Origin of the sequence: Streptomyces sp. NPDC088910, assembly GCF_044749865.1 — a bacterium.
Lineage (GTDB): Bacteria > Actinomycetota > Actinomycetes > Streptomycetales > Streptomycetaceae > Actinacidiphila.
Genome location: NZ_JBIVIV010000011.1, coordinates 153199 through 170190, shown reverse-complemented (window position 1 = coordinate 170190; position 16992 = coordinate 153199). Strand labels below are relative to the sequence as shown.

Annotated in this window: 13 protein-coding genes; 4 read left to right on the top strand and 9 right to left on the bottom strand. The window is 71.2% G+C overall.

Annotated features, from left to right (window positions below; translation table 11 throughout):
• The first annotated feature begins 82 nt into the window (after positions 1 to 82).
• A complete protein-coding gene (locus ACIP4Z_RS24835; protein WP_401311548.1) occupies positions 83 to 1237 on the top strand; it encodes a glycerate kinase in 1155 nt (384 codons plus the stop codon).
• Between the two features lie 165 nt (positions 1238 to 1402).
• On the opposite strand, the gene pssA is transcribed toward ACIP4Z_RS24835, so the two are convergent.
• From pssA to ACIP4Z_RS24795, 8 genes are all read right to left on the bottom strand, one after another.
• Positions 1403 to 2236 (bottom strand): CDP-diacylglycerol--serine O-phosphatidyltransferase, encoded by an 834-nt coding sequence (gene pssA, locus ACIP4Z_RS24830; protein ID WP_355339129.1) that lies wholly within the window; start codon positions 2234 to 2236, stop codon positions 1403 to 1405.
• Between the two features lie 37 nt (positions 2237 to 2273).
• Positions 2274 to 2930, bottom strand: coding sequence for a phosphatidylserine decarboxylase (locus ACIP4Z_RS24825; protein WP_355339132.1), 657 nt, complete (start codon positions 2928 to 2930; stop codon positions 2274 to 2276).
• 193 nt (positions 2931 to 3123) lie between these two features.
• Positions 3124 to 4335, bottom strand: coding sequence for an acyl-CoA dehydrogenase family protein (locus ACIP4Z_RS24820; protein ID WP_355339135.1), 1212 nt, complete (start codon positions 4333 to 4335; stop codon positions 3124 to 3126).
• Positions 4336 to 4338: 3 nt separating this feature from the next.
• The gene (locus tag ACIP4Z_RS24815) at positions 4339 to 4845 is read right to left on the bottom strand and encodes a MaoC family dehydratase (RefSeq protein WP_355339138.1); all 507 of its coding nucleotides are present in this window, start codon (positions 4843 to 4845) and stop codon (positions 4339 to 4341) included.
• 1 nt (position 4846) lies between these two features.
• Positions 4847 to 6862: a protein meaA gene (locus ACIP4Z_RS24810; protein ID WP_355339141.1), complete on the bottom strand. Its 2016-nt coding sequence runs from the start codon at positions 6860 to 6862 to the stop codon at positions 4847 to 4849.
• Entirely contained in the window at positions 6859 to 8235 is a 1377-nt protein-coding gene (ccrA, locus tag ACIP4Z_RS24805; protein ID WP_188281254.1) for a crotonyl-CoA carboxylase/reductase, read from the bottom strand. The genes ACIP4Z_RS24810 and ccrA overlap by 4 nt, the downstream gene beginning before the upstream one ends.
• A 401-nt stretch (positions 8236 to 8636) precedes the next feature.
• Positions 8637 to 9428, bottom strand: a complete 792-nt coding sequence (locus tag ACIP4Z_RS24800) for a TetR family transcriptional regulator (protein ID WP_355339147.1) — start codon at positions 9426 to 9428, stop codon at positions 8637 to 8639.
• 166 nt (positions 9429 to 9594) lie between these two features.
• Complete coding sequence (locus ACIP4Z_RS24795) at positions 9595 to 11433, bottom strand: 3-hydroxyacyl-CoA dehydrogenase family protein (protein WP_401311541.1); 1839 nt, start codon at positions 11431 to 11433, stop codon at positions 9595 to 9597.
• A gap of 427 nt (positions 11434 to 11860) precedes the next feature.
• On the opposite strand from ACIP4Z_RS24795, the gene ACIP4Z_RS24790 reads away from it, so the two are divergent.
• A complete protein-coding gene (locus ACIP4Z_RS24790) occupies positions 11861 to 12460 on the top strand; it encodes an adenylosuccinate lyase (RefSeq protein WP_401311791.1) in 600 nt (199 codons plus the stop codon).
• 30 nt (positions 12461 to 12490) lie between these two features.
• Here ACIP4Z_RS24790 and ACIP4Z_RS24785 read toward each other — a convergent pair whose 3' ends face one another.
• Positions 12491 to 13558 carry an Rv2578c family radical SAM protein gene (locus tag ACIP4Z_RS24785; RefSeq protein WP_401311538.1) on the bottom strand — a complete coding sequence of 356 codons (1068 nt, stop codon included), beginning with the start codon at positions 13556 to 13558 and terminating at the stop codon, positions 12491 to 12493.
• 144 nt (positions 13559 to 13702) lie between these two features.
• Here ACIP4Z_RS24785 and ACIP4Z_RS24780 point away from each other — a divergent pair, with 144 nt between their 5' ends.
• Entirely contained in the window at positions 13703 to 14149 is a 447-nt protein-coding gene (locus ACIP4Z_RS24780) for an SRPBCC family protein (protein ID WP_355339159.1), read from the top strand.
• A gap of 263 nt (positions 14150 to 14412) precedes the next feature.
• Positions 14413 to 16902: a DHA2 family efflux MFS transporter permease subunit gene (locus ACIP4Z_RS24775; RefSeq protein ID WP_391049549.1), complete on the top strand. Its 2490-nt coding sequence runs from the start codon at positions 14413 to 14415 to the stop codon at positions 16900 to 16902.
• Positions 16903 to 16992: the final 90 nt, after the last annotated feature.

Sequence of the window (16992 nt, the reverse complement as noted above, 5' to 3'; positions counted from 1 at the left end):
CGCGGTGCCCATGGGCAGGCGGGCCCGGCCGGGATAGGGTCCCACCGGCGCGATGTTCCGTTTTCGGATGGGGAGTACGACAGTGTCCGACGCTGCAACAAGATCCACGGGACGTGTGCTGATCGCCGCGGACAAGTTCAAGGGCTCGCTGACCGCGGTGCAGGTGGCCGCGCATGTCGAGGCGGGGCTGCGCAAGGGCGCGCCCGGTGTGACCGTCACCTCCGTACCGGTCGCCGACGGCGGTGACGGCACCGTCGAGGCCGCCGTCACCGGCGGTTTCGAACGGCGCACGGTACGCGTCACCGGACCGCTGGGCGAGCCGGTCGACGCCTCGTACGCGCTGCGTGACCGTACCGCCGTGGTCGAGATGGCCGAGGCGTCCGGCCTCCAGCACCTGCCGTCCGGCGTCTTCGCGCCGCTCACGGCGACCACGTACGGGACCGGCGAGCTGCTGAGGGCCGCGCTCGACGCGGGCGCCCGCACCATCGTGCTCGGCGTCGGCGGCAGCGCCACCAACGACGGCGGCGCGGGCATGCTCAGCGCGCTCGGCGCCCGGCTGCTGGACCGCGACGGCGCGCCCGTCGCGCCCGGCGGCGGCCCGCTGGCCGCGCTCGCCACCGCCGACCTGTCCGGGCTCGACCCGCGGCTGGTCGACACCGAGATCGTCCTCGCCAGCGACGTCGACAACCCGCTGCTCGGGCCCAAGGGCGCCGCCGCCGTCTACGGGCCGCAGAAGGGCGCCTCCGAGGCCGACGTCGCCACGCTCGACGCCGCTCTCGGGCACTACGTCGACGTCCTCGCCCTCGCCGAGGGTCCGACCGCCGCCGCGGCGGCCGACGCCCCCGGTGCGGGCGCCGCGGGCGGCATCGGCTACGGGGCCCTCGTCGGCCTCGGCGCCACCTTCCGGGCCGGTATCGACGTCATGCTCGACGTCCTCGGCTTCGCGGCCGCCCTCGACGGCGTCGACCTCGTCATCACCGGCGAGGGCTCCCTCGACGAGCAGACCCTGCACGGCAAGGCGCCGGTCGGCGTCGCCCAGGCCGCCCGCGCCCGTGACATCGACGTCGTCGCCGTCTGCGGCCGTCTCGCGCTCAGCCCCAGCGCCCTCGGCTCCGCCGGGATCCGCCGCGCCTACCCGCTCTCGTCCCTGGAACCGGACCCGGCCGTCTCCATCCCCAACGCCGGCCCGCTCCTGGAACAGCTCTCCGCCGAGCTGGCCCGCGACTTCCTGACCTAGCCAGCCCCAGCCCCAGCCCCAGCCCCAGCGCCAGCCCCAGCGCCAGCGCCAGCCCCAGCCCCCAGCGCCAGGCGCAGGCGCACGGAAACGACTGCGGCCCCTCCGCCGAGAGCGGAGGGGCCGCGGGCCGTAGCGGCGCACCGGGGGCTGACCCCGGAGGACATGTCAGCGCAGAGCGTCCGCCCTGGCCTCACGGCGATTGGCCCGCATCGTGTTGACGCGGCGCGTGGTCGCGAAGCAGGGGATGACCGCCGCGGCCACGCACTGGAGGGCGGCGCCCGTCTGGAGGAGCAGGTGGCCGCCGGGGACGTCGAGGGTCCAGGCGGTCAGGCAGCCCATGCTGATGAGGATCCAGCCGAGGGTGATGACGGCGAGGCGTCCGCGCGGCTTGGGGTACTCCACGCGGCTCACCATGAGCCAGGCGACGCCGACGATGGCGACGACGGTGGGGATGAAGGGCAGCTCCAGCAGGACGACGGAGACGACCGTCATCGCCCCGAAGGGGCTGGGCATGCCCTGGAAGACACCGTCCCTGATCGTGGTGCAGGAGAAGCGGGCGAGCCGCAGCACCACGGCCAGGACGACCATCACCGCGGCGGCGGCCGACACCTTGCCGTGGGCGTCGTCGGCGACCAGACCCCAGACGACGACGAAGTAGGCGGGCGCGAGGCCGAAGCTGATCAGGTCGGACAGATTGTCCAGCTCGGCGCCCATCGCGGAGCTGCGCAGCTTGCGCGCGACCAGCCCGTCGAAGAGGTCGAAGACGGACGCGAGCAGCATGAGCGTCACCGCGGTGGCGGCGCTGTGCTTGGACATGCCGCCGACGGTGGTGCCCATCAGGTGCGGGACCAGGACTCCGGTGGTCGTGAAGTACACGGCCATGAAGCCACAGATCGCGTTACCGAGAGTGAGCGCGTCGGCGATGGACAGCCGGGTGGACAGCGGAAGGTCGGCTACCTCGTCCTCCAGCTCGGTGACCCAGTGCGACTGCGCCTGCACCGGAGTGTGAGTGTGGGCGTTTGCCTGCGTGTCGGGTTCAACCACGGTCAAGGCGAGTCACCCCAGCCGTGGTGGTCTGCCCGACCTCGACGTCGGGCTCGATGCCCTCCGGCAGGTACACGTCGACCCGCGAGCCGAACCGGATCAGGCCGATCCGCTCGCCCTGTTCCACCTTGCAGCCGCGCGGCACGTACGGAACGATCCTGCGCGCCACCGCGCCGGCGATCTGCACCATCTCGACATCGCCGATCTCGGTGTCGAAGTGCCAGACCACCCGCTCGTTGTTCTCGCTCTCCTTGTTGAACGCCGGTACGTATCCGCCGGGGATGTGCTCGACGGAGGTGACCGTGCCCGCGAGGGGCGCGCGGTTCACGTGGACGTTCAGCGGGCTCATGAAGATCGCGACGCGGGTACGCCCGTCCTTCCACGGCATGATGCTCTGCACCACACCGTCCGCGGGACAGATCACACGGCCCTCGGCGATCTCGCGCTCGGGGTCGCGGAAGAACCACAGCATGCCCGCGGCGAGCGCGGTGGCGGGGACGGCCACCGTCGCCCAGCGGCCTGAGCGGCGCGCGCGGACAAGGCTTACCGCCGCGGTGGCGACGGTCGGGAGGAGCCACGGCGACGCTCCGCGCGCGAGTCGTACGCCGACAAGGCCGTCGCGTGGTGCAGAGGAATGGCTGTGGGGCATGGAAGACCTTCGTAGCGGAGGGTGCCGCGAATTACTTCTGGGGACGGCGGCTTTAACCCGATGGTATCGGTTGACACGGGCAACTCGGCAAGCTCAAGGGCGAGTCGATGGCTGGTTCCCGTGCCGCGACGGCTCACGCAGTGTGACCTTCCCCTCGGGTAAATGTCAATAAATACGGACATTCTTCCTTCGGTTATCCCTGGAGACGATACTCCTCCAGCAGCCGCCGCCCGATGATCATTTTCTGGATCTCGGCGGTCCCCTCGCCGATCAGCAGCATCGGCGCCTCCCGGTACAGCCGCTCGATCTCGTACTCCTTGGAGAAGCCGTAGCCGCCGTGGATGCGGAACGCGTCCTCCACCACTTCCTTGCAGAACTCCGCGGCCAGGTACTTCGCCATCCCGGCCTCCAGGTCGTTGCGCTCGCCCGAATCCTTCTTACGTGCGGCGTTGACCATCATCCGGTGCGCGGCCTCCACCTTGGTGGCCATCTCGGCGAGCTTGAACTGGATCGCCTGGTGCTGTGCGATGGGTTTGCCGAACGTGTGCCGTTGCTGTGCGTAGGCGATGCCCAGTTCGAACGCCCGCTGTGCCACACCGCAGCCGCGCGCGGCCACATTGACCCGGCCGACCTCGACGCCGTCCATCATCTGGTAAAAACCCCGGCCGCTCTGTCCGCCGAGCACCCGGTCGGCCGGAACCCTCACGTCCTGGAGGATCAGTTCCGTGGTGTCGACGCCCTTGTAGCCCATCTTGTCGATCTTTCCTGGCACTGTGAGGCCGGGGACCGAGGCGTTGGCGCCGAAGCCGGGCTCCTTCTCGATCAGGAAGGTCGTCATCGACTTGTGCGGCGGCGCGTCCTCCGCCTGCCCCTCGTCGGTCCTGCACAGCACCGCGACCAGATGGGAAGAACCGCCGTTGGTCAGCCACATCTTCTGGCCGTTGACGACGTACGCGTCCCCGTCGCGTACGCCCTTGGTGCGAATCGCCGACACGTCGGAGCCCAGTTCCGGCTCCGACATCGAGAACGCGCCGCGCACGTCGCCCGCCGCCATACGCGGCAGGAAATGGTCCTTCTGCTCCTGTGTGCCGTGCTGCTTGATCATGTAGGCGACGATGAAATGGGTGTTGATGATGCCGGACACGCTCATCCAGCCGCGCGCGATCTCCTCGACCGTCAGCGCGTACGTCAGCAGCGACTCGCCGAGGCCGCCGTACTCCTCGGGAATCATCAGGCCGAAGATGCCCAGTTCCTTGAGCCCTTCGACGATGTCCGTCGGATATTCGTCGCGGTGCTCCAACTCCGTGGCGACCGGCAGGATCTCCTTGTCCACGAAGGAGCGGACGGTGGAGAGGATCTCCTTCTGGACGTCGGTCAGCCCGTCGGTCTGCGCGAGGCGGCTCATGACTCAGCTCTCTCCCAGCTCGGGACGGCCGGGCTGTTCCCCGCCGCGCTCCTTGATGTACGTGGCGGTCGGCACCAGCACCTTGCGGCGGAAGACGCAGACCAGGGTGCCGTCCTGCTTGTATCCCCGGGTCTCCACCTCGACGATGCCGCGGTCGTTCTTCGACTTCGACGGGCGCTTGTCGAGCACCGTCGTCTCGCCGTAGACCGTGTCGCCGTGGAAGGTCGGCGCCACGTGCTTCAGCGACTCGATCTCCAGATTGGCGATGGCCTTGCCCGAGACATCGGGCACCGACATCCCGAGCAGGAGCGAGTAGATGTAGTTGCCGACGACGACATTGCGGCCGAAGTCGGTTGTCTTCTCCGCGTAGTTGGCGTCCATGTGCAGCGGATGGTGATTCATCGTGAGGAGGCAGAAGAGGTGGTCGTCGTACTCGGTGACGGTCTTTCCCGGCCAGTGCTTGTAGATCGCACCGACCTCGAACTCCTCGTAAGTGCGGCCGAACTGCACGTCATACCTCCAGCTTTTCCAGCTTGTTCGCGAGCCGGATCTCGTCCACGATCCGGCCGATGATCCCGGTGATTCCGAAGTCCTTCGGGGTGAAGACGGCCGCCACTCCGGCCTCGATCAGCGCCTTGGCGTCCGCCGAGGGGATGATCCCGCCGACGACCACCGGGATGTCGTCCACCCCGGCCCCGCGCAGCCGCTCCAGCACGTCCGGCACCAGAGCGGCGTGCGAACCGGACAGGATCGACAGACCCACGCAGTGCACGTCCTCGGCCACCGCCGCCGACACGATCTGCTCGGGTGTCAGCCTGATCCCCTGGTAGACCACCTCGAAACCGGCGTCGCGGGCGCGTACGGCGATCTGCTCGGCGCCGTTGGAGTGCCCGTCGAGACCCGGCTTGCCGACCAGCAGCCGCAGCCGTCCGCCGCCCAACTCCTTGGCCGTCTCGGCGACTTTGCGCCGTACCTCGGCCATCGGACTGCCCTCCTCGGCGGCCACCGCGACCGGCGCGCCGCTGACCCCGGTCGGCGCCCGGAACTCACCGAACACATCGCGCAGCGCCCACGACCACTCGCCGGTCGTCACCCCCGCCCGCGCGCAGTCCAGCGTCGCGGGCATCAGATTGTCGGTGCCCGCCGCGGCCGAGCGCAGCGCGGTCAGCGCCTCCTGCGCGCGCGCCTCGTCACGCGCCACCCGCCAGTCGTGCAGCGCGGCCACCACCCGCGCCTCGTTGGCCGGGTCGACGGTCATGATGGCCGTGCCGAGGTCGGCGGTCAGCGGACTGGTCTCGGTGGACTCGTAGACGTTGACGCCGACGATCTTCTCCTCGCCGGACTCGATCCGGGCCCGGCGCTCGGCGTGCGAGGACACCAACTCCGACTTCAGATAGCCCGATTCGACCGCCGCCATGGCGCCGCCCAGCTCCTGGATGTGCTCGATCTCGGCGGTGGCGAGCGCCACCAGCTCCTCGACCTTCGCCTCGATCACATGGCTGCCGTCGAAGATGTCCTCGTACTCCAGCAGGTCGCTCTCGTGCGCCAGCACCTGCTGGATGCGCAGGCTCCACTGCTGGTCCCAGGGCCGGGGCAGCCCCAACGCCTCGTTCCACGCCGGGAGTTGCACCGCGCGGGCGCGGGCGTCCTTGGACAGCGTGACAGCCAGCATCTCCAGCACAATCCGCTGGACGTTGTTCTCCGGCTGCGCCTCGGTCAGGCCGAGCGAGTTGACCTGCACGCCGTAGCGGAAGCGGCGCTGCTTGGCGTTCTCGATGCCGTACCGCTCGCGGGTGACGGTGTCCCAGATCCGGCCGAAGGCGCGCATCTTGCACATCTCCTCGACGAAGCGCACGCCCGCGTTCACGAAGAAGGAGATCCGCGCGACGACATCGCCCCTGCGCTCCTCCGGGACCTGCCCCGAGGCGAAGACCGCGTCCAGGACGGCGATCGCCGTGGACATCGCGTAGGCGATCTCCTGGACCGGCGTGGCCCCGGCCTCCTGGAGGTGGTAGCTGCAGATGTTGATCGGGTTCCACTTGGGGAGGTGGTTGACCGTGTACGTGATCATGTCGGTGGTCAGCCGCAGCGACGGGACCGGCGGGAAGACATGCGTCCCCCGTGACAGGTACTCCTTGACGATGTCGTTCTGCGTCGTGCCCTGGAGCGCGGTGAGGCCCTCCTCGCCGAGTCCTTGCTCCTCGGCGACCACCTGGTAGAGCGCCAGCAGCCACATGGCGGTGGCGTTGATGGTCATCGAGGTGTTCATCCGCTCCAGCGGGATGTCCTGGAACAGCCGCCGCATGTCGCCGAGATGGGCGATCGGCACGCCGACCCGGCCGACCTCGCCGCGGGCCAGCACGTGGTCCGCGTCGTAGCCGGTCTGGGTCGGCAGGTCGAAGGCGACGGACAGGCCCGTCTGGCCCTTCTCCAGATTGCGCCGGTACAGCTCGTTGGACGCCTCCGCGGTCGAGTGCCCCGCGTAGGTCCGCATCAGCCAGGGCCGGTCCTTCTGACGCCCTGTCATCGGGCTTCCCCGGCAGGGGAGTCGGGGACACCGGACGTCGCGTCGCGGAACAGGTTGATCGAGGGCAGGTGCTTCGCGCGCAGCTCCGGGTCGGTGACGCCCATGCCCTCCTCGGGGGCCAGCGCGAGGACGCCGACCTTGCCCTGGTGGAGATTGCGGTGCACGTCGTACGCCGCCTGCCCGGTCTCGGCCAGCGTGTACGTCCGCGACAGCGTCGGGTGGATCTTCCCCTTGGCGATCAGCCGGTTGGCCTCCCACGCCTCGCGGTAGTTGGCGAAGTGCGAGCCGACGATCCGCTTCAGGCTCATCCACAGGTAGCGGTTGTCGTACTCGTGGGTGTAGCCGCTGGTGGACGCGCAGGTGACGATCGTGCCGCCCTTGCGGGTGACGTAGACCGAGGCGCCGAAGGTCTCGCGGCCGGGGTGCTCGAAGACGATGTCGACGTCCTCGCCGCCGGTCAGTTCGCGGATCCGGGCGCCGAACCGCTTCCACTCGCGCGGGTCCTGGTGGTGCTCGTCCTTCCAGAACCGGTAGCCCTCGGCGCTGCGGTCGATGATCGCCTCCGCGCCCATCGCCCGGCAGATGTCAGCCTTCTGCGGGCTGGAGACGACACAGATCGGGGTGGCGCCGCCCGCCAGCGCGAACTGCGTGGCGTACGAGCCGAGTCCGCCGCTCGCGCCCCAGATCAGCACGTTGTCGCCCTGCTTCATGCCCGCGCCGTTGCGCGAGACGAGCTGGCGGTAGGCCGTGGAGTTGACCAGTCCGGGCGCCGCGGCCTCCTCCCACGTGAGGTGCTCCGGCTTGGGCATGAGCTGGTTGGACTTGACCAGCGCGATCTCGGCGAGGCCGCCGAAGTTGGTCTCGAAGCCCCAGATCCGCTGCTCGGGGTCGAGCATCGTGTCGTTGTGCCCGTCGGCGGACTCCAGCTCCACGCTCAGGCAGTGCGCGACGACCCGGTCGCCGGGCTTCCAGGCGTTGACCCCGGCGCCGGTGCGCAGCACGACGCCCGCCAGGTCGGAGCCGATGACGTGGTACGGCAGGTCGTGCCGCTTGGCGAGCGGCGACATCCTGCCGTAGCGCTCGAGGAAGGAGAAGGTCGAGACCGGCTCGAAGATCGAGGTCCAGACCGAGTTGTAGTTGACCGAGCTGGCCATCACCGCCACCAGGGCCTCGCCGGGCCCGAGTTCGGGCAGCGGGACCTGGTCGAGGTGGAGCGAGGTGCGGGGGTCCTTCTCGCGGGTGGTGAGTCCGGCGAACATCTCGGCCTCGTCCTTGCGGACGGTGACGGCGCGGTAGGACTCCGGCAGCGGGAGGGCCGCGAAGTCGGCGGCCGAACTGTCAGGCGCGAGGATCGCGTCCAGGATTTCCTTCATGGTGTCTGACCTCCGGCGAAGCGTGCTGCTGCTGCGTTGGCGCTGGGGGAACGCAGGGGCGGATGGCTGGGGGTGCCGTCGTCGGTCCGGCGGGTACGGCGGTGGAACTGACCATGTGCGCGGTGGCGCGGGGATACCTGTGACGCAGGCGGGTCCGGGCCTTGGGGACAGTCGGCGTACGCGGGATATCCGTACGCCGGCCGCCCGGACTACCGTCACGGTATGGCACGCAGTGCCAGTCGTAAAGACACTGCGTGCCAAAAATTTGTCTCACGTGTCACCGGGACGCCACAAACGAGCGGCAGCGGCCGACCGGGGTTCCGGTCGGCCGCTGCCGTGGTTGCGGGTGCGGTGGGGCGGGCGCTCGGGCGCCGGGCGGGCGCCGACGGCACCCGGGGCGCTCAGGCGCGGCGCAGGGCCTGCTCTATCGTCCGCAGGATCTCGGCCGGGGAGGCGTCGGTGCGGGCGACCGCGACCACCACCTCACCCTGCCGCGACACGGTCGCCGCAGGCTCCACCGCGACCCGCGACGGTATCCGGCCCGCGCCGATGCCGCTGCCGAAGGTGGCCTTGATGACATCGAAGGCGTGGTTGAGCTGCGCCTCCACATCGCCCTTGCCGTCGTTGCGCAGCCAGCGCCGCAGGACGTGATTGTGCGCCGCGACCACCGCGGAGGCGGCCACCTCGGCCAGCAGCGGGTCGTCGTCGCCGTCCCGGTGCGCGCCCTCGTCGAAGTGGCCCAGCAGATAGCGGGTGAACAGCCGCTCGTACCGGGCCACCGACGCGATCTCGCGCTCCCGCAGCGTCGGCACCTCGCGGGTCAGCCGGTACCGCTCGACCGACACCTCCGGCATGTACGCGTACATCCGCAGCACCTCGGTGATGCCCCGGCACACCGTGTCCAACGGGTGCTCGTACGGCTCCGCGGAGTCCAGCACCGCCTGCACCCGTACCAGCGTGTCGTCGTGGTCCGGGAAGATCGCCTCTTCCTTGGAGCGGAAGTGCCGGAAGAACGTACGGCGCGCCACCCCGGCCGTCGCCGCGATGTCGTCGACCGTCGTGGCCTCGTAACCCCGCTCGGCGAACAGGTGCATGGCCGCCGACGCGAGGTCCTGGCGCACCCGGTGGCGCTGGGCCGCGGCGCGACGGCCGTTCGCGGTCTCAGGTGGGTCGGACTTCGCGGGCTGGGACATGTGGGGAACGTAACACGGCGCGGCCCCCCGTCCGGCGGCCGGGGGGAAACGTCCCCAGTCCGCCGGACGACCGCGGTCCGACCTGCGCTCACGCCCGCCGGACGGCGCGCCGCCGGTGTCGGCGCGGCGCTCGGTGCCGTGCCCTGTTCCGCTGCCGGGGCGCGCCTCAGCGCCGGGCATACTCGCGGAAGCCGCGGCCGGTCTTACGGCCCAGGCAGCCCGCGGACACCAGGTGTTCCAGCAGCGGCGCGGGCGCCAGGCCCGGATCGCGGAACTCCTCGTGCAGCACCTGCTCGATCGCCAGCGACACGTCCAGGCCCACCACGTCGAGCAGCTCGAACGGGCCCATCGGATAGCCGCCGCCGAGCTTCATCGCCGCATCGATGTCGTCCACGCTCGCGTAGTGGTCCTGGACCATCTTCACCGCGTTGTTGAGGTACGGGAACAGCAGCGCGTTCACGATGAAACCGGCCCGGTCGCCGCAGTCCACCGCGTGCTTGCGGACCGCGCCGCACACCTGGTGCACCGTCGCCCGCACGTCGTCCGCGGTCAGCACCGTGTGCACGACCTCGACCAGCTTCATCGCGGGCGCCGGGTTGAAGAAGTGCATTCCGACGACGTCCTGCGGGCGTCCGGTGGCCCGCGCGACCGCCACCACCGGCAGCGACGAGGTGGTGGTGGCCAGCACCGCGCCCGGCTTGCAGACCTTGTCGAGCGTCTGGAAGAGCTGCTGCTTGACCGCCAGATCCTCCGCCACCGCCTCCACCACCAGGTCGGCGTCGGCGAAGGAGTCGTACGAACCGGACGGCGACACCCGCGCCACCGCCGCGTCCCGCTGCTCCTGGGTCAGCCGGCCCTTGGTGACCGAGCGGTCCAGCGACTTCGCCAGCCGCGCCACCGCCGATTCCGCCTTCTCCTGGGTACGGGCGGCCACCACGACGTCGAAGCCCGCCTTCGCGAAGACCTCGGCGATACCGGTCGCCATCGTGCCGGAACCCGCGACGCCCACCGCGCGCACCGGCCGCCCGGCCGGCCGGGTGTCCCCGGCGCCCGGAGTCTCCGCGTCCGGCACCACGACCGCGCTGCCCGGCGCCTGGTAGCTGTAGAAACCCCGGCCCGACTTACGGCCCCGCAGCCCGGCCGCCGTGAGCTGCTTGAGCACCGGCGCGGGGGCGTGCAGCCGGTCGTGGGACGCCTCGTACATCGCCTCGAGGACGGTCGTGGCGGTGTCGACGCCGATCAGGTCGAGCAGCGCCAGCGGGCCCATCGGCAGCCCGCAGCCCAGCCGCATGGCCGCGTCGATGTCCTCGCGGGTGGCGTACCGCGCCTCGTACATCGCCGCCGCCTGGTTGAGATAGCCGAACAGCAGGCCGTCGGCGATGAAGCCCGGCCGGTCGCCGACCGGCACCGGCTCCTTGCCGAGGCTCAGCACGAGGGCGGTGACGGCCGCCGTGGTCTCCGGCGACGTCAGGACCGTCGACACGACCTCGACCAGCTTCATCGCGGGCGCGGGCGCGAAGAAGTGCAGCCCCAGCACCCGGTCGGGGCGGGAGGTCTCGGCCGCCAGCCGGGTCACCGACAGGGCGTTCGTGCCGGTCGCCAGGATCGCGTCCGGCTTGGCCAGCCGGTCAAGCTCGGTGAAGACCTCGCGCTTGATGTCGTAGCGCTCGTCGACCACCTCGATCACCAGATCCGCCTCGGCGGCGGCCCGCAGATCGGGGAACGTACGGAAGCGGGCCAGCGCGTCGCCGCGCTCCGCCTCGGTGCTCCGGCCGCGCTCCACGGCGCGCGCCGTGGAACGCTCCAGCGCCGTGACCGCGCGGCGCGCCGCGCTCTGGTCGATGTCGATGCCGATCACCTCGTGACCGGCGCGGGCCATGACCTCGGCGATGCCGGTGCCCATGGTGCCCAGGCCCACGACGGCGACGGTCGCCAGGGGCGCCGCGCTCGCGGCGGGGGGTGAGGATGCGGTCGCTGACGATGAGGGTGTGGACGGACGGTCCATCGCGTGACTCCAGACGCTGGGGAGACCGGAGCGCGCCACGCGCGCACACGGCTGAAGGAGTGAGGTGGAGTCGCGGGCCGGAAGTGCAGGGGTGCGTGCCCGCGCGAAGAGATAGGCGAGCCCTGTCCCGGGGCCGCGCCGCGATGATGCCGAACCGACGAGTGTTCCCGTCCACGGCGGCTGCGTCACCGACCACCGTGCACGTCCCCCGAGCGTAACCGGCGAGTAACTTCCCCGCCAGTCCTGTGCCCATGTGATCTGCGCCGCCCCCATCTGAGCGGCCCACCCCCACCGGCCGGTGGTCCGGGAACGACCGATCCGCCCCGCCGGGGCGGGGCAGCCGCAGATCAGACACAGCCTCGCGCCCCTGAAAAGATCGGCTCGCCGTCCGAACGCAGTGGGTGTGCCCCGTCAGGGGCGCGGGGAACTGCGCGGCCCGCCCCCACCGGCCGGTGGTCCGGCGACAACCGATCTGCCCCGCCGGGGCGGTAACGGGCAACTCGGCTCCTACAGTGGGGAGATGGACGTCGAGACCCGTGAACGCCTCGCTCGCAAGCTCACCGCTGTGGGTGAACCGTTGGAGGTGAGGGAGGCGGCCGCCGTGGAGTTGGCGGAGGCGGGAGACCGGCGGGCTTTCGAGACGCTGGCGTTGTTGCTGAACTACCGGGACGAGTCGCGGGCGAGCCGCGCCGCCGAGGCGCTGGCGCGGCTGGCGGACCCGCGGACCGGGCGGGCCGCCGCCGCGCTGGCCACCAACGAACTGCGGGTCGCGTACGCGCTGCCCGCCATCCGCCTCCTGGTCCGGATGCGGGCGCCCGAGGCCGTACCGGCCCTCACCACCACCCTGGAGCGGCTGCTCGCCCGGCCGACCCCCGCGCCCCACGAACGCATCGCGCTGGCCTGCGTGGAGGGCCTGGGCGCACTGTGCCCGCGGCAGGCGCCCCCCGCCGCCCGGCACGCGCTGCGCGCCGCGACCGCCCACCCGCCACTGGCCCCGGCCGCCCGCGCGGCGCTGGCCGACGCCTAGGGCCTGACGCCTGTCCGGAACCGCGCGAGGTCATAGCAGCGTGAGCTGGGTGTTCTCCGCGGCGGGCCGTGCCGCCGGCACCTGGTCGCCGGACACACCCGCCTCCGGCTCGCCCGGCTTCCGGAAGCGCCGCGTGCCCTCGCGATGCGCGGGCCCGCAGCCGAACTCCGTGGCGAATTCGTGGACTTGGCGGGTGACCCGGCGCTGGTACCACGTCGGGGCGTACGCGCCGCCCGCGTACATCGTCTCGTAGCGCCGTACGAGATGCGGGTGGTGCCGGCCGAGCCACGCCATGTACCACTCGCGGGCGCCCGGCCGCAGATGGAGCACCAGGGGCGTGATCGAGGCGGCGCCCGCCGAGGCGATGGCGCGGACGGTGGCCCGCAACTGCTCGGGGGAGTCGCTGAGAAAGGGCAGGACGGGCGCCATCAGCACGGTGGGCGGCAGCCCGTTCGCCCGCAGGGTGCGGCAGACCGCCAGCCGGGTCTCGGGGGAAGGCGTACCCGGTTCCACGCTGCGCCACAGCTCGCCGTCGGTGAAGCCGACCGACAGCGCGATGGACACATCGGTGACGCCGGCGGCCTGCCGCAGCAGTTCCAGGTCGCGGAGGATCAGCGAGCCCTTGGTGAGGATCGAGAAGGGGTTGGCGCGGTCGCGCAGCGCGGCGATGATGCCGGGCATCAACTGATACCGGCCCTCCGCGCGCTGGTAGCAGTCCACGTTCGTGCCCATCGCGATGTGCTGGCCCTGCCAGCGCGCCGACGCCAGCTCCCGGCGCAGCAGCTCCGGCGCGTTGGTCTTCACCACGATCTGCGAGTCGAAGTCGATCCCGGTGTCGAGATCGAGATAGCTGTGCGTCTTGCGCGCGAAGCAGTACACGCAGGCGTGGCTGCACCCGCGGTACGGGTTGACCGTCCACTCGAAGGGCATGCGGGACGCCCCCGGCACCCGGTTGATGATCGACTTCGCCCGTATCTCGTGGAAGGTGATGCCGCGGAAGCCCGGCGTGTCGAAGGTCCGGGTGACCGCGTCGGCGCCGAACAGCGCGGGCGCGCCACCGGCCGCCGCGTCGTCACCGCTCAGATGGTCCCAGCGCATCGCGCCCTCCTCCGGTTGTCTCCGGCCGGCCGTCTCCGGTCGCCCGTCCCTCCACAATAGAACACAGATTCGATAAGCGCGTGTGGTTGGCTTGTGCGGCGCGCCGGGAAGGCGCGCGACCTGGCACGGACCTGAGGAGAAGTCATGGCGCTGGTCGAGGCCACCACGGAGCGGATCGTCGACGCGGAGCCGGAGCGGGTGTACGCCGCCGTCGCCGACTACGCGGGCACCCGCGGCCGGGTGCTCCCTGAGCAGTTCAGCGAGTACGAGGTCCGGGAGGGCGGCCACGGCGCGGGCACCGTCGTCCACTGGAAGCTCCAGGCCACCAGCAAGCGGATCCGCGACTGCCTCTTCGACGTCTCCGCGCCCGCCGCGGACACGCTGGTCGAGACCGACCGCAATTCGACGCTCGTGAACACCTGGACGGTCACCCCGTCGGGCGAGGGCCGCAGCAAGGTCGTCGTCGTCACCACCTGGCAGGGCGCGAGCGGCGTCGGCGGCTTCTTCGAGCGCACCTTCGCGCCCAAGGGCCTCGGCCGTATCTACGACGCGCTGCTCGCCTCGCTGGCCGCCGACGTCGAGAAGAAGTGAGGCGCCGAGCGGGATGGGGCCGAGCGGAGTGGGGTCGAGCGGGATGGGGCCGAGTGGAGTGGGGCCGAGTGGAGTGGGGCCGAGTGGAGTGAAGTGAGGGGAGTGCACCGCGGGGGAGTGAAGTCCCTTACGGTGCCGCTGGTTTCGTGATCGTTCACTGATACGGGTGGTTTCGCGTACTTCCTGAGAATCGTCGCGCTTGCTCGTCGTTGTCGCTTAATGCGGGAAACGGTGGCCAGGCAGGCGCGACGAGGGGAGTGGCAGTGGGTGGCAGCACGCTGATCGAGCGTCCGGCGGCCGTGGACGACGAACGGCCGGGGGAGGGGACCGGGGGCGCGGCCGAGGAGGCGGGCGGCGCCTCGGGACCGCCCGGCGGCAACGGCGCCGCGGTCGACCTCACACCGCGCCGGGTCCGGCTGGTCTTCGTCGGCCTGATGCTGGCGCTGCTGCTGGCCGCGCTCGACCAGATGATCGTGGCCACCGCCCTGCCGAAGATCGTCGGCGAGCTGCACGGCCTCGACAAGATGTCCTGGGTCGTCACCGCCTATCTGCTGGCGTCCACCATCGGACTGCCGATCTACGGCAAGCTCGGCGACCTCTTCGGCCGCAAGATCGTCTTCCAGTTCGCGATCATGACCTTCGTCATCGGCTCCGCGCTGGCCGCGTGGTCGCGCACCATGGACGAACTCATCGCCTTCCGCGCCATCCAGGGCATCGGCGGCGGCGGACTGATGATCGGCGTGCAGGCGATCATGGCCGACATCGTGCCCCCGCGGGAACGCGGGCGCTACATGGGCCTGATCGGCGCCGCCTTCGGCCTCGCGTCGGTCGCGGGACCGCTGCTCGGCGGCTTCTTCACCGACCACGCCTCCTGGCGCTGGTGCTTCTCCATCAACGTGCCCTTCGGCCTGGTCACCCTCGTCGTGATCAGCCTCGTGCTGAAACTCCCCAAGCCCGCCGTCCGGCCCCGCCTCGACGTGCTCGGCGCCCTGCTGCTGGCCGTCGGCTCCACCTGCCTGGTGCTCGTCACCACCTGGGGCGGCTCCAAGTACGGCTGGCAGTCCCGGGAGATCCTCGGCCTCGGCGCGGGCGCCGTGGTCAGCGCGCTGCTCTTCGTGCTCGTCGAGCGGTTCGCCGCGGAACCGGTCATCCCCTTGCGGCTGTTCCGCGACGGGGTCTTCAACACCACCGCCCTGATCGGCGGGATCGTCGGCGTCGCCCTGTTCGGCGCGGCCAGCTATCTGCCGACCTTCCTCCAGATGGTCGACGGCGCGAGCGCCACCGGATCGGGGCTCCTCATGCTGCCGATGATGATGGGCGTCGTCCTCGCCTCCATCGTCGGCGGGCAGTTGATCAGCAGGACAGGGCGCTACAAGATCTTCCCGATCATCGGCGGCGCCCTGTCGACGGCCGGCATGTATCTGCTGTCGCTGATGGACGCCGACACCCCGCAGGCCGAGTACAGCGTCTACATGGCCGTACTCGGCCTCGGCATCGGCCTGATGCTGCCCGTGCTGGTGCTCGCCGTGCAGAATTCGGTGCGCCCGACCGACATCGGCGCGGCCACCAGCGCCAACAACTACTTCCGGCAGATCGGCGGTTCGGTCGGCGCGGCCGTCTTCGGCACGCTCTTCGCCGACCGCCTCGCCAAGCGCCTCGCGGTCGAACTCCCCAAGGGCGCCCACCTGCCCGACGCCCAGTCGGTCACCCCCCAACTGGTCCGCACACTCCCCGCGGCTGTGCGCGACGGGTACGTCAACGCGTACGCCGAGGCCATGCCGCGGATCTTCCTCTACCTGGTGCCGGTGCTCGCGCTCGGCTTCCTCTTCGCCTTCCTCCTCAAGGAGAAACCCCTGGTGACCCAGCACGGCCCCGCTTCCCCGACGACCACGTACGACGGCGACACCGCCACCGACACCCTCACCGGCGCCGACGGCGCGCCCGGCTTCACCGTGACCGACTCGGCCGTGCCGGGCGCCCGCAAGAGCTACGCGGGCGGTGTGCCCGTGTGCGGCACCGTCCAGCACTCCGACGGCAGTTCCGTCGGCCGCGCCGCGCTCACCCTGATCGACGTCACGGGACGGCAGATCGGCCGCGGCGCGACCACCGAGGACGGCCGGTACGCGCTGAGCACCCCGGGCAGCGGCAGCTATGTGCTGATCGCCGCCGCGGGCGGCCACCAGCCGCAGGCCGTCAGCATCACCGTCGCCGACCGCCCGGTCGAACTCGACGTGGTGCTCGGCGGCGCCGGACGTCTGGCGGGCGCCGTGCGCACCGCGGACGGCACCCCGGTCAGGGACGCCATCGTGACCCTGACCGACATCCGCGGCGACGTCGTGGCGACCTCCCGCAGCGGACGCGAAGGCGCCTACGTCCTGAGCGAGTTGGTGGCGGGCGAGTACACGCTGGCGGCCAGCGCGCCCGCCTTCAGGCCCGCCGCGCTGCCGGTGTCGGTGCAAGCGTCGCGGGAGACCCGGCAGGACGTGGAGCTGGCGGGCGGCGCGGTGCTGCGCGGGACCGTACGCGCCCCCGGCGGGCGGCTGGTCGAGGACGCGCGGGTCACGCTGCTGGACGCGGCGGGCAATGTCGTGGACTCGGTCACCACCGGCCCCGACGGGCACTTCCGGTTCGTGGACCTCGCCGCCGGTGAGTACACGGTGATCGCCGCCGGTTACCCGCCGGTCGCCACCGTCCTCCAGGTCGCGGGCGGCGGCAGGACCGAGCGGGACCTCCAGCTCGGACACGCCGACTAGGGCCTGTCCGGCGGATACGTCGGTCACGCCGGATACGTCGGTCACGCCGACGAGGACCGTGCCGCCGCCGTACCCGCCGTGGACGCGCGG